The organism is Paenibacillus sp. sptzw28, assembly GCF_019550795.1.
GTDB lineage: Bacteria > Bacillota > Bacilli > Paenibacillales > Paenibacillaceae > Paenibacillus_Z.
The window spans coordinates 2,617,730-2,630,769 of sequence record NZ_CP080545.1 but is presented as its reverse complement, the minus strand read 5'-3'; the positions used below and the strand labels follow the sequence as shown (position 1 = coordinate 2,630,769).

Below are 13,040 nucleotides of genomic sequence, written 5' to 3'. Positions count from 1 at the left end.
TACTTCAAGATTCAAATCGCGGTCAGCAACTGAATCACTATTCATTCTATTGACCGCTCTCATAAATGCCACTTTTTTGCAAACGTTATTAATTGATACACGCCGTATGCAGCGCTGATACTGTCGGTACGTAGTAAGCGGCTCCTGCGCCTCTTAGCTCCTGTTCGTCTCCATATCCATAGCCGACACCGATTGCCGGAATCCCATTGTTCACGGCCCCGATCACATCGTGCTTACGGTCGCCGACCATTATCGCCTGCGAACAGTCAATGTTATGATTTTTGACAAGATAAGCGATAAGTTCAGACTTATCCGAACGTACACCGTCCAGCTCACTGCCGCCAATATATTCGAAATAAGTATCGATTTTGAAATGCTCGACGATTTTCTTGGCGAAAACCTCCGGTTTCGATGTTGCCACCAGCAGACGCTTTCCTTGACCTTTCAACAACGTCAACAAATCCGTAATCCCCGCGTAAAGTTCGTTCTCATACATTCCATGTTCTACAAAATACTCGCGGTAATACGCTACAGCCTGCTGCGCTTGACCTTCAGTAAAACGATAAAACTCTTGAAAAGACCCCAAAAGCGGAGGTCCGATAAAAGGCTTCAATACGTTTAAATCCCCTACCTCAATGTCAAATCTCCGCAGGGCGTATTGAATGGATTTGGTAATTCCAACCATAGGGTCCGTCAGTGTTCCGTCCAGATCAAACAGCCATGTCGAATAATGCGATAATGGTTTCATTTTGCGAAAGCTGCCCCCTAAATCAAATCAATATTCTCGTAGTGCTCGACAACTGGAAAAGGTTCGTAATAATGGTGCAGCAGCTTCTTCCATTCTTGATACTCCGCAGAAGTGCGAAAACCGACGACATGATCGTCGAGCGTCTCCCACCATACAAGCAGCGCATACTGGTTATCCCGCTCAAGGCACCGCTGAAGCTCATGCTTCACATAGCCTTTCATTGAGGAAATGATGGCTGAGGCTTGTTTAAAGCTGGAAACGAAGGTGGAATCAAGCTCAGGCTTTACATGTAAAATGGCTATTTCCAAGACCAATGGTTGTCCTCCTAAACTTTGCGTTCCAACGCGTACAGTTCTTCCTCAAGCGAAGCGCTCTTCTCGAGAACGACCTGTCTCGCGTCATGAATCGCCCGGTTATATACATACGGCGCAATCTCGCGCAGCATGAAATCAACAATCTGCTCGGCTCCAATACTTCCAAGCTCCTCGGACCGCTCCAATTGATAATAACTGATAAGACTTTCAATAATGCGTTCCTTCTCTTCACGAGGCAATTTGATCGGAATCATCGTTATATCTCCCTCCCGGTTTAACTTTATTAACTCCTTCTCAACGTGCATGTATATAACAATCCAGACTGTGGTCTTCAATAAGGTCAATCGATTGAGGCCGCTTCGCGTATTGCTTGATATGCTCCTTGATATTCGGAAACAATATAATATCATCAAGCCCGGAAAGGGGAATCCATTTCACAGCCGACTGTTCGGGATCGGGATGATCCGGCATCCGGGGTACTGATCCAGCCTTTAACCTGCAATGGAAAATAAGGTTTAGCGAATGCGGCGTATCCGGCGGATACTGTCCGGACTGATTGTGCGGCGCGCACTCATAAACGAAAGCCAGCGGACCGACTACAGCTTCCGCCATCGCCTCTTCCATCAACTCGCGCTTGACGCCTTCAATAATCGTCTCGCCCGGTTCAGCTCCGCCGCCCGGCAGGTTGTAGTGGATGCCGTCCGCATCTTCGTACTCGACAAGCAGTACCGCGTTATTTTCAATAATAAGCGCAGTTGGCCGGACCCGAATATGATAGTTCATAGCAACCTCCTTATCACTTGAAAACCCTGTGCGTAGCTAATAATTTAGCATGGTTTCAACTTGCTGTAAATTGAATCAGGAATATAAATATGATAAAGAGAGCGGAGTATTTCCGCTCTCTCAGATAAATCTCAGTTACATATTCGGTGTGTCTATTTTCTTGGGTTGAATAAGCCCGAAACCGATCCCCACCGGATCGATCATATAAGCCAAATAAAATTCGGCGAAGTCCATTTTCGGCCGTAGTACATTAGCGCCATTCTGCTTGGCGTTCTCGATCGCCGCATCGATGTCATCGACTTCAATCGTGATTCGGGTCCCATGCGGGAAGTCCGTCGGTCCTACTGAAATGCCTCCATCGATGCCGGCACTCTCTGTACCGGTAATGACCGGGTGATATCCCCAGTTGGGTTCTCCAACCTTCCAACCGAAAACACTCGAGTAAAATTTCGCCGCAAGGTCCGGGTTTTGACTGCTTAGTTCAAAGGATACCATTCGTCCCATTATTCCACCAACCAATCTTTCTGATTTATTGCTCCAGACCATCATACCAAACACATGTTCTTATTGTAAACAAAAAAATGGCTAGTCCTGGAACTAGACCATGGTCATCGCATTTTTGTCAGATATAGCCTTGTAATTACGCCAAGCGGCTGCAGTAGGCGACAACAGCTTCATAAGATAAATTCCCGCCGAAGATATCAAGCGCACTGCCGATCGTTATGTCCAGCTTTCCGCCTGTAAGCTTATAAAACAGCTCCAAATCTTCAAACGACCTCGCTCCGCCCGCATATGTGGTCGGCAGAGACACCCAACCGGCAAGCTGTTCGACCAAGCTCTCCAGAATTCCTGTGCGTTTCCCTTCCACATCGACCGCATGAACGAGAAATTCGCTGCAGTAGCCCGCCAGCTCAATCAGATTAGCCTCATTCACTTCAAATTCGCTGAATGTCTTCCATTGGTTCGTTACAACAAACCACCGGCCGTCACGCTGCTTGCAGCTTAAGTCGATAACGAGCTTGTCCTTCCCGACTTCCGAGACGATCCGGTTTAAATGATCCATATCGAGCCGGCCATCGCGAAAAATATACGAGGTAACAATCACCTGCGATGCCCCCGCTTCCAGATAACGGGCCGCATTGTCAGCGTTGATGCCTCCGCCGATCTGCAGGCCGCCGGGGTACTCGCGAAGAGCTTTAAGAGCTGCTTCCTCATTGCCGCCGCCCAGCATAATGACATGGCCGCCGGTCAGCTTGTCCCTTTTAAACATTGATGCATAATATGCAGAGTCGTGCTCGGATACGAAATTTTCGATTACATTTTGCTCATTGGCATCGAGCGTCTCGCCGACGATTTGTTTAACTTTGCCGTTATGCAGGTCGATACAAGGTCTGAATTTCATGGTATCTCCTCATCTTTCCGAGAGCTGGTGATTCCTATTGTAGCAGAATTTGATTGCGAAACGGAACCGAGTATGCTCCGGACAAACTCTGTCTTTGCGTTCGTATAGGCTTCCCGGTCATGTAAGGGATCGCCTTCCAGATCAAATTAAACAATTGCTGTAAGTTCCGTCAAAGCTCGAATCGAATATTTTGGCGGCAGTAGCGAATGGTCCAGCGGTTCCCCGGACGGATTGTAATAGCAAAAATCAATTCCCGCCCCCGCCGCGCCATGGTAATCATCCTGCAGTGAATCGCCTACGAAGAGAGCCTCCGAGCGGTCGACCCCGAGCGTAAGGACGGCGGTATCGAAAATTTCGCGGCGGGGCTTCCAGAACCCAACTTCATCCGAAATGAAAAGATGGTCGAAGAAATGTTCTAATCCTCCCGTCTTTAAGCGGCTGCGCTGCGCTTCCCCTATACCGTTGGAGATAATCCCCATTCGGTAACGCTCATGCAGCTTGCCGAGCAAGTCGACGGCCCCGTCCATCAGATGGCAGGTTGAGCAAAACATACGCCAATAAGTGTCCGCCAGCATCGCGGATATCGTATGATCATGCCCCATCCTCTCAAGCGTGTCCCGGAATGAGTAGTGCAGCACTTGCCCGATATGAAGGTTGCGTTCAACCCGTTCGATCCAATAGGTCCAGTTAATAGGAGCGAATATCGTTCTGAACGTCTCCCATTCGAAGCCGACTGCCTCCGGCAGCCGGTGATGTTCGATCGCTCTGCGCATCGCATCCTGCTCGCTGAAGGTATAATCCAGAAGCGTATTATCAAGGTCGAACAGAATTGCTTTGTACATCGCGTTCAACGCCCTTTCTATATTCCTAGTGCAATCTCTTCCCGATACGGTAAACGGTATAACCGATCACTGCGCCAATTGTATTAAGCAGCACATCGTCGATATCAAAGCTGCCCCGGCGCAGTATGAGCTGCATCAGCTCCAGAATCAACAGAGCGACGATACTAAACGTCTCCTTGTGTTCAATCTCCGCGCAGAATATCAAGCAGCTCGCGAAGCGTCTCCACCGTGACAAGCGGTACTGCCGTTACCGACTCCGTCCATGGCTGATTGCGGCGCAGCCAAATCGTCTGCATACCGACAGCAGCAGCGCCGCCTATGTCGTTAACCGGATGGTCCCCTATGTAGACGGCCTCTTCCGGATTCACTCCAAGGCTTTCCAGCGAGTGCTCATATATGCGCCGATCGGGTTTTTTGACGCCCACCTCTTCCGATACGGCGATATGATCGAAGCTGGTACGCAGCGACAGAAGTTCGATTTTGCCGTACTGAATTTCAATAAGACCGTTGGTGATCAGCCCAACCTTATAATGCTTCCGGCAGTAAGCGAGCAGTTCGGCAGCAGTCTCCATCAATTGGGCGCTCTTTACATATTCTCGCTTGTAGAAAGCCAGGAGCTCTTCCGGAGCCGGCTTCGGGTCCCAGGCAAACAGTTTGTGCTCACTAAGCTCGGCGAACAGATCCGGCTTGTTCTTATAGCCGTCCTGATCGGCAACCCGGATATATTCGATTCTCGCTTCACGCTCTTGGCCCGACAAACCTTTGAAATATCGGTCAACCAGCTTCTCGGAAAATCTGCGGAATGTTGCGGTACGGTCCAGCAGCGTATTATCCAGATCGAAAATAACCGCTTTCGCATGTAAACGTTTAGCCTGTTCATGTACGGTTTCGTTGTTCAAAAATATTCTCCTCCGATTGTTCGTGCAGCTCAGGCTGAGCGGCGCAAATCTCTTCTTTACTTTTGGTGCGGTACCAGTACGTATAAATTTCTTTAAAGCCTAGCTTCTCATATAGTCGAACAGCCGGAATATTGTCAGCGGCGACCAACAAGTAACAGTTTCCGGCTCCGTTCGCCCGTCCCCATTGCAGCAAATGAAGAATGAGCTGTTCACCGAAACCCCGGTTGCGAAAGGCGGGATCTACAACGATGTCATACAGCCCGATAAATCCGCGCTCAATCACTCCAACACCGCAGCAGGCCGGTACGCCATTCAGGTACAGTGTAATAAAGCTTTGCCTTAGCCTCGAGACCGAGAGCATTTTGCGGGTCGTATTCACAGCTGAATCCGTCAGCTGCTTCATGCCTGCCATCATCTTCAGCCAATCCTCGGAAAGCGACTCCTCCACTTTGGCATCCTTCAGCTTCGGCTCCGGTAAACCGTCCAGAGAGCGCAGCAATACCTTGGATAGATCGCACCTTCGGTAGCCGCTATGCGCCAAGGTATCATCCAGCGACACCGGGTGCACGAACGGCGTTATTTTAAAAATAACATCCTGTCCTGCCGCCAAATAATAACGCTCCGCTTCCCGGATTTGATCGTTAACGGTCCACGAATAAACACCTGGATAGATCGGATTAACGGAATTCGCACGGGATGTGTACCCGTCAGCAGTCCGCAGCAGCCATCCGTCCATCACGGTTGTCTGTAAAGCCGGCCAACCGTTCAAAGCAAGTTCCTCAACTAATTTGTACATTTATTCTATCCTCCCTGATCGGTTCGATATGAATAAATATACGGCCAAATATGTTTTTATACAACACTCTATTATTCAAGAGTCTTTATTATCTTCTGGTACGAGACGATGTCAAGCCATCGCCCGAATTTATACCCTACCTCTTTGAAGTGGGAGACGCGCTCATATCCTAGTCTCTCGAATAACCGGATACTTCCCTCATTCTCCTCGCAGATCGTGGCAACAAGCGAATGGAAGCGAAGCTTCCGGGCAACGTCTTCCATGAAAGAGACGGCGCGGGGACCGATCCCTCGTCCCGTCTGGTCAAGCTCGAGATACAATGTCAGTTCACCGGTAACGTTATAAGCGGGCTTCTTCTTGTGCTGGGTGATAAGCACATAGCCTGTATATATTCCCTCCACGAGTATCACGAATGACCGGTAGCTCTCATTCAAAGGAATGATAACCTGCCGCATTTGGTCTGGTGTAAAGGGCTCCAAATCGAAAGAAAAAGTCGTATGCTCGATATAATAGTTGTAAGTCCGGAGAACAGCATCCAAATAATCCTCGGTATACTCCACAAATGCTAGTTCGCTCATAATTGCCGCACCCCTTCTTTGGAATCATATTCATGCTGCTGCAGCTTGTACTTGACATGCTTAAGCTGTACAACAATCATAATGCTGATGATAACAAGCATAAACCATGAAGTGACTTTCCCCCAGTGTACGAGCCGCCATGCTCCCTCCTGATCCGGATATGTCCAGGCGCCAAAAAGGGTCAAAATATTTTCCGCTACCCAGATAAAGAATGCAATAAGCAGGAATGAGATCAATATCGGCTGCTTTAATTGGACCGTGCCGACTTTGAACGTGACAGAGGTTCTTATAAACACCACCGCCAAAGCAGCCATAATGACATATCGAAAATCGTATATGTAATGATGGGTGAAGAAGTTGGCGTATATGAGAACGGCCAAGGTCACTGTGATTGCCGCTCCCGGCCATCCGTGAAATTGAAGATGGAAACGGCGCCATGCCTGGCATATATAACTGGCGATACTCGCATACATGAAGCCGCTGTACAGCGGAGCTCCCCAGAACTTGGTCCACGCCGGCTCCAGATAGGCCCATGATCCCATGTTCACCTTGAACACCTCAAGACCAAGGCCGATAATGTGGAACAGCGTGATGACTTTAAGCTCATCCACCGTCTCCAGCTTATACCTAACCATGAGAATTTGAGTGATGATGCAAATAATCAATATGAGATCATAGCGGGGAATAAAGGGAATCGTCACCACCTTGGTAATCGCCATAGAGGCGAAAATAACAACGGCGAACACGCAGCAAAGCGCTTGATTCCATGTGAACAACAGTAATGTTCGCAAGAATTTTCGTAAAAGTGTCATCTGTCTGCTCCCTCTGCCACGAATGTCCGGTACCGCTGCATAGCAGCCGGCGAACGCATTAGATACGGATAAAGCCAAATTAAACCAAGCGTATAAAGCAGCAGCGCAAATACTGCCGGTGACAAATGCCACAAATCCGTATAGCCGATATGGAAATGAACGCTGAAACCGGCGATAAACGCAGGCAGGCCGCCAGCGAGAAAGGTCCACCAAACCCAGCGCTGGCCCTGCTGAATTCCCCAAAGCGCCATTGCCAGAAGTGCAATCGCATCAGATAACAGTGCGCCGCCAAACCCGGCGCGGTCATGAGCAATGAGTGCCAGAAGATTGCCGTTTGCAGCATCCAGCGCAGCAGGACTCGTCATAAGAAACGATAAATCTTCAGGGACAAAGACCTCCGTCACCCCGATGTAAGAGATTATAATACCTCCGACAGCCAGTGCAAAACCGAGAGCAACCATCATGAACTGGCCGCGCTGCGCCATTAGCCACACCCGGTCGTTACTTGTATTCGGCGGCTCCCGAAGCGGCCAATCGGTCCGGTCACGCATGGCGAGTACAAACATCGGGAGAAGGATCGCAGCAGCCGCTGCATGGAGAGGATCGAAAAATCCGTATCCCAGGTAGAGCAGAAAGCTGCTGAAGCCGAAGACACCGGACGTCATGAGCGCGGTTCGCGCCCAATGCAGCCGCCGCCGGAGCCCATACCGGCCAAGCTGGGTATATATAATGCCGATTGAAATCATCGTACCGGCAAGAGTGATTCGGTCGTGCGACATGAAAGGCAGCAGCCGCTCATTGATCCGGTTGATTTGCTCCGGGCTTGCGCAGAGGAAAGCGATATCGTATGGAAGCACCACCGAGGTAGCGGCAATGATCCATGCCATTATACCGCCGATGATCATTCCGATGCCAAGAAGACACATCCCTCCCCACCCTGACCAAAATGAGAGCGGAACAGGCGTCTGAGTATCCTTAATGATGCGGTAAAGGATGGCCTCGTTTATCCGTTTAGGCAGCCCTGGACCTGAATAAACCAGTCCGCTGTGGAGCTGCACGAAGTCCGCACCCTCTTCGATGCAATCAAGGGCATTCTGCGGTTCATGAATACCACCGGACACAATTAGTGTGAACCGATTGCAATATAACTGTTTCAGCCGCTGTAATTTTCCGATGGTAAACGATAAGCCGTTTCGGCCGATCTCATATCCTCTATCCGTTCGAACAGCATCGCCGATTACAATGCCGTCTACTTCCGCGTTATTCCGGTCAAGCTCTTTGGTAAGGGTAAGAAGCCGTTCATTGTCCATATCAAGCGGAACATAAAGAAACAGCGGCTTGCGCGGCGCCGCCTCACGGGCCGCTGTAATCGATTGAACAACAAGGTACAATGCTTCGATCTCGGTTAGATCCGGATGCTGATCAATGATATCGAGGTAAAAACCAGCTGCACCAGGCTCAAGACTTTGCAGTAGATTTCTTATTTCAGCCAACGCTGCTGGCGGCTTCGTCTTCGGCATATGCCGTATGCGGAAGAAGACAGGCAGTTGATGTCCCTGCCTGCACCTGGTTCTCTTCAAAATGGCATCCAGGCCATCATTTGCATACAGACCTGGATAAATCAGTGCTTCTTGGTTGATATCTCTCTGGACAGGCTCTTCGGAAACAACCGGCTGAATCGTAACCGGTCCAATTTCCACAAAACCGAACCCGAATTGGGCAAGTGCCTGTTGCGCGGTTCCATGAGGATCGACTCCGCCGCTAATGCCGACCGGGTATGTAAAATTCACACCGTGCCGTTCTTGCCTTAGCAGCGGTGATACTTCCATATGGCCAAGTGTCCGAATAAGCAGAGACCCGCCGGGAATTTTGCTGAGTCCGCCCATTGCATGAAGAGTTATGCCCCGTGCAGCTTTTGCCGGCAGCCGAAAGAGCAGCGGTCGGAATAGGGTGTGGTAAGACCAATCCGGCATGCAGCGACCTCCTCCCATCAGCTTTAACTGCCGGATTCCGGTTTATCGATCCCATTTCTCGATACTATGGACCTTTGCTTCCTTCTTCTCCGGATTCTCAATTACGGTATAGATCCAATAATATTCATTTACTTCTGGCTCTCTGTCCGGATGGTACAGTTCAGTGTTCTCAACAACATAAAATTTGTACACTCCGTTTGTTTTCTGAATGCTGCGGATTTGGTAGCGAATCAGCTTTTCTTTTATTTTCTTCTCATTTAAATGTTTGACAAGTTTTTGCTGATCTTGATACAGGGGGCCGTCCTCATCGAGCAGCCCTTCAACAAGCGAAAACTTATTTTGATTAATTGCTTCTATGATGGACTGCTCGTAAGCAATCATAACTTCCTTCGCGTAATACCCGTCAGGTTTACCATATCCGTCCTTATAATCATCGACCATTGTGCCGCTGCCGCCTTTCACATAGGAACAGGCCGTTACGATTTGAAGGCAGCCGGCGAATAAACAGAGGATAATGAATCTGCGCATCTATGAATTCTCCAGTCTTGGTCATTTAAAGCCCTTATTTATTATAAATCCTGAAACCTTGATTAAGCCAATAAATAATTCCTTAATCTTTAAAATCAGTAAAAGCCATCTCTCATGAGATGGCCCCGGCGTCGATGCCGCTAAACCTAATAATTCTTATTAACGATCGTTATGCTCGTTTCACAATCGGTTGTCCGAATGAATTTTACCAATAGCGATATTCTGTTAGCCGGGTTAAGCAAATTCCAGTAATACTCCTTGACTTCCTGTAACCCGTCGAACAATGGAAGAATGAACGGCTCTCCATTAAATGAGATCAGCCTCCCATTAAGCTCACCGTCATAAGTATGGATGCAGTGACCTTCACCCGGTATGAATGCATTGTAGCTGTAGAAATTTCTTACGCACACCTGCGGACGGCCTTGGGCACTCTTCAAAATCGATAATTTGTAACCCCGTTGTTCCGTGTTTATAATCCCGGATATCCTTGGTGTAAAATGCGGGGGATCCGGCTCGTATTCCCGTTTGAATAAGGAACTCTCAAATGTTTCATTATCGTTCAGTCCGTTATATATCGTATCGGTCTGGTCCCCGTTGGTAATAATATGCATCCCGCTTGTACTCTTTAAGGGATAGTAGATGATTAAGGAAGGATCGGTCATTTTGGCTTCGTCATAGGCCTTGTTTTTCACAAAATCCCCTTCGAGCTCGAAGATCCGGTTTCTGCTGTTCTCGCTTCTCCCCATGATCCAGTAAACTTGGACATAATGCTCCCCGGAGGGCGTCATGCCAATAATTATCCCTCTGCCCGGGTAGCTGTTGGCTTGAAGCTTCTCCTTGTTTGCCTGCAATATTTCATTCATATTCATCGCTTTTACTAACCACCTTTCTCCGAACTGCTCAGAAAATCAGCTATTGACTTTTCGAGCTGCTCTTTCTCTGAGGTCCTTATATTGTGGCCGGAGTTTGCAAATTCGTGTACGGTAAGGTTTCGGAAGATTTCCTTATATTTGTTCAGATCGTGGTCCGATATCAGGGAGCCCTCGAGCAGCCCTCTGATAACAAGCGCTGGAAGCTTCATTTTATGATCCAATGCTATTTGGGCCGAATCTCGTTGAATTCCCCATACGGCTTCCGCACGAATGTTGCCTAGCCTGTCAAAAGGAATCAAATAATTGTTTATGTAATCCTCAGCCCATCCCGGCGGCATCTGTCTATGCTCAGGCGGATAATCAATTAAAGTGAGCGAAAGCACATGATTAGCCTGTTCTCGCTCTTGTGCGAACTTCAAAGCATAAGAAGCTCCTCTGGAGTTCCCGAGCAAGTGGTATTTAGTCAGGCCCGCGTGTTGAATGACCCTGCCTATATCTGTAATATGATCCTGGAGGTCGTAACCTTCTAATGGTGTATCGCTCTTCCCCCTACCACGGAACGAGAGAACTACACCTCTTCTCGGAAGCAAATACTCAAGCAGATCCAAATATTCCTCCGCCGTTTCCGATAAGCCGGGGCAAATCAGTACGGGAGCCAGAGATTGGCCCGAACCAACCGAATCATAATAGTTGATGTTTATCCCATTGTTGTTTGCTGCTCCTGATAAAAACGCCATCTATTATCACTCCCAGAAGAAATGGACAGACCCGGACTCACTCTTCCACTATGGTTATCAAAGGCCAATTCTTCTTCCAATCTTTTTTAGCTATTCGTTCCAGATAATGATGTCTATTCTTGAATAACGGGCTTCGCCTTACAATCATATTAAACAGATCGTCCAACCCATAGGGAGCGCATATCTCAATATTGCCCTCTTCATTAATTCTTGCTCCTATAGCAGTGACCGTTTCCGGCCATCTGCTTATCGCATCTTCCGTTGATCCATATGGATTCTCATCATTTCTAACATGCATTCTGGCTTGGTTCTTCACCGACCATTTAGGATTCCCGGTTTGCCTGATAAGCTCGAGCTCCAATTCCTTCTCGCGGTCTTCCGATCGAACAGCGGTATCGTAATAGACAACATCGATATCATTATGTATCTCCCGGTGCGTAATCCCGTGCAGTCGATCCCAGATATAACTTCTTATATAACCTGCCCCGATAAAGCATTGAGGTAAATTCATACCCCTTACCAGTCGTAAGTCCCTCAAGATAGCTTCATTCTCCGACAAATATTGTTTCAACCTGTTTTCCAGCATGATGTCTCCCACTATATCCGTTTCTCGTAACAAAGACTCGATTCACATTCTATGTATTCACCGAATTTATCTATTTCATAGTAGCCGTGCTTGATATAAAAACTTAGAGCTTCCGGCTGTTTCGTCCCCGCTTCCAGCCGTATGCAGTTAAACCCCAGTCCTTTGGCTTTTGCTTCTAATGCGGATAATATCTGCTTTGCTATTCCTTTGTTTCGATATTCCCGTTCAACGAAAAACCTCTTTAATTCAGTGCTGTCATCGTCAATCGGCCGAATCGCACCGCACCCGACAGGAATTTCACCGGAATAAGCAATTATGAAGGCAACTTCATTAATATTCGGATCGTCAAAGTCTACCCCGAATATCTCATCCGCCGGGTATCTCTGCAGGAGATCCTCATCAAGCTTCTTGATCAACCGAGCCAAATCGGTGTTGTCCGGGGCTGCATCGACTAATTTCAGCTCTCTCATGGGCTATTCCTCCGTTCAACAAATCCTATATCATTTCCCTTGAAATAATTGAGACATTCAAATCTCTGACCGATCTTATAATTAAATCCGCCCCCGATAGATCTTGATTTCCGGAATTCGGATTAATATAACCTACACAGCGCATTCCGGCAGCCTTTGCAGCCGCAACTCCATTCCTGGAGTCCTCGAGGACCATACAATTTCTTGGGCCGGCACCTAAAAGTTTGGCAGCTTCAAGATATATATCCGGCGCAGGCTTACCCTTGTTCACTTCTTCCCCACTGATTATGCAATCAAAGAATTCGGAAATGGTAAATTTCTTTAGCACTGCTTCAATAAATACTCTAGGTGAAGACGAGGCAAGCCCTATAGGGATATTATTTTGCTTGAGCTCAATAATCAACTCCCAGATTCCATCGATCGGCTCGATATTCAATGTTTGCAATATGGTGATTTTATTCGCTAATTGATACTCAATAATTTCATCGACAGACTGCATGATATTGTATTCCTGCCTGATCAACCCCCACATCTCCGGGTTAGTCATCCCCACGTATTTCTCCAATGCCTCTTTCTTAATAGTCGTTCCAAAGTAATCTAAAGTCTGTACATCAACGTCAAAATGGATAGGTTCACTGTCGATAATGACGCCGTCCATATCAAATATAAAAGCTTCAATCATATGGATGCTCCTTGTTTC

At 47.9% G+C, this 13,040-nt stretch carries 19 protein-coding genes; all 19 read right to left on the bottom strand.

Annotated features, from left to right (window positions below):
- Positions 1 to 88: 88 nt before the first annotated feature.
- Positions 89 to 748: an HAD family hydrolase gene (locus KZ483_RS11705; RefSeq protein WP_220352810.1), complete on the bottom strand. Its 660-nt coding sequence runs from the start codon at positions 746 to 748 to the stop codon at positions 89 to 91.
- Between the two features lie 17 nt (positions 749 to 765).
- Entirely contained in the window at positions 766 to 1,062 is a 297-nt protein-coding gene (locus KZ483_RS11700; protein ID WP_220352809.1) for an antibiotic biosynthesis monooxygenase family protein, read from the bottom strand.
- An 11-nt stretch (positions 1,063 to 1,073) separates the two neighbouring features.
- Positions 1,074 to 1,316 (bottom strand): DUF2164 domain-containing protein, encoded by a 243-nt coding sequence (locus KZ483_RS11695; RefSeq protein WP_220352808.1) that lies wholly within the window; start codon positions 1,314 to 1,316, stop codon positions 1,074 to 1,076.
- Positions 1,317 to 1,356: 40 nt separating this feature from the next.
- On the bottom strand, positions 1,357 to 1,845 hold the full coding sequence (locus tag KZ483_RS11690) for an NUDIX domain-containing protein (protein WP_220352807.1): 489 nt from the start codon (positions 1,843 to 1,845) through the stop codon (positions 1,357 to 1,359).
- 135 nt (positions 1,846 to 1,980) lie between these two features.
- Positions 1,981 to 2,349 (bottom strand): VOC family protein, encoded by a 369-nt coding sequence (locus KZ483_RS11685; RefSeq protein ID WP_220352806.1) that lies wholly within the window; start codon positions 2,347 to 2,349, stop codon positions 1,981 to 1,983.
- A gap of 136 nt (positions 2,350 to 2,485) precedes the next feature.
- A complete protein-coding gene (gene hisA, locus KZ483_RS11680) occupies positions 2,486 to 3,247 on the bottom strand; it encodes a phosphoribosylformimino-5-aminoimidazole carboxamide ribotide isomerase (protein WP_220352805.1) in 762 nt (253 codons plus the stop codon).
- A 146-nt stretch (positions 3,248 to 3,393) separates the two neighbouring features.
- Positions 3,394 to 4,089 (bottom strand): YjjG family noncanonical pyrimidine nucleotidase, encoded by a 696-nt coding sequence (locus KZ483_RS11675; RefSeq protein ID WP_220352804.1) that lies wholly within the window; start codon positions 4,087 to 4,089, stop codon positions 3,394 to 3,396.
- A gap of 25 nt (positions 4,090 to 4,114) precedes the next feature.
- Positions 4,115 to 4,294, bottom strand: a complete 180-nt coding sequence (locus KZ483_RS28475; RefSeq protein WP_258881661.1) for a VanZ family protein — start codon at positions 4,292 to 4,294, stop codon at positions 4,115 to 4,117.
- Positions 4,272 to 4,988 carry an HAD family hydrolase gene (locus KZ483_RS11665; protein ID WP_220352803.1) on the bottom strand — a complete coding sequence of 239 codons (717 nt, stop codon included), beginning with the start codon at positions 4,986 to 4,988 and terminating at the stop codon, positions 4,272 to 4,274. Before KZ483_RS11665 ends, KZ483_RS28475 begins: the two co-directional genes overlap by 23 nt.
- Complete coding sequence (locus KZ483_RS11660) at positions 4,966 to 5,784, bottom strand: GNAT family N-acetyltransferase (protein ID WP_220352802.1); 819 nt, start codon at positions 5,782 to 5,784, stop codon at positions 4,966 to 4,968. The genes KZ483_RS11665 and KZ483_RS11660 overlap by 23 nt, the downstream gene beginning before the upstream one ends.
- A 71-nt stretch (positions 5,785 to 5,855) precedes the next feature.
- Positions 5,856 to 6,362 (bottom strand): GNAT family N-acetyltransferase, encoded by a 507-nt coding sequence (locus KZ483_RS11655; RefSeq protein WP_220352801.1) that lies wholly within the window; start codon positions 6,360 to 6,362, stop codon positions 5,856 to 5,858.
- Complete coding sequence (locus KZ483_RS11650) at positions 6,359 to 7,174, bottom strand: DUF817 domain-containing protein (RefSeq protein WP_220352800.1); 816 nt, start codon at positions 7,172 to 7,174, stop codon at positions 6,359 to 6,361. Before KZ483_RS11650 ends, KZ483_RS11655 begins: the two co-directional genes overlap by 4 nt.
- Positions 7,171 to 9,147, bottom strand: coding sequence for a dihydroorotate dehydrogenase (locus KZ483_RS11645; RefSeq protein WP_220352799.1), 1,977 nt, complete (start codon positions 9,145 to 9,147; stop codon positions 7,171 to 7,173). Before KZ483_RS11645 ends, KZ483_RS11650 begins: the two co-directional genes overlap by 4 nt.
- Positions 9,148 to 9,189: 42 nt before the next feature.
- Entirely contained in the window at positions 9,190 to 9,675 is a 486-nt protein-coding gene (locus tag KZ483_RS11640; protein ID WP_220352798.1) for a TcaA NTF2-like domain-containing protein, read from the bottom strand.
- Between the two features lie 146 nt (positions 9,676 to 9,821).
- Positions 9,822 to 10,544, bottom strand: coding sequence for an IMP cyclohydrolase (locus KZ483_RS11635; RefSeq protein ID WP_220352797.1), 723 nt, complete (start codon positions 10,542 to 10,544; stop codon positions 9,822 to 9,824).
- A gap of 8 nt (positions 10,545 to 10,552) precedes the next feature.
- Entirely contained in the window at positions 10,553 to 11,284 is a 732-nt protein-coding gene (locus KZ483_RS11630; RefSeq protein WP_220352796.1) for an alpha/beta fold hydrolase, read from the bottom strand.
- 37 nt (positions 11,285 to 11,321) lie between these two features.
- Complete coding sequence (locus KZ483_RS11625; protein WP_309568663.1) at positions 11,322 to 11,882, bottom strand: nucleotidyltransferase family protein; 561 nt, start codon at positions 11,880 to 11,882, stop codon at positions 11,322 to 11,324.
- Entirely contained in the window at positions 11,882 to 12,340 is a 459-nt protein-coding gene (locus KZ483_RS11620) for a GNAT family N-acetyltransferase (RefSeq protein ID WP_220352795.1), read from the bottom strand. Before KZ483_RS11620 ends, KZ483_RS11625 begins: the two co-directional genes overlap by 1 nt.
- A 25-nt stretch (positions 12,341 to 12,365) precedes the next feature.
- Positions 12,366 to 13,022: an HAD family hydrolase gene (locus tag KZ483_RS11615; protein ID WP_220352794.1), complete on the bottom strand. Its 657-nt coding sequence runs from the start codon at positions 13,020 to 13,022 to the stop codon at positions 12,366 to 12,368.
- Positions 13,023 to 13,040: the final 18 nt, after the last annotated feature.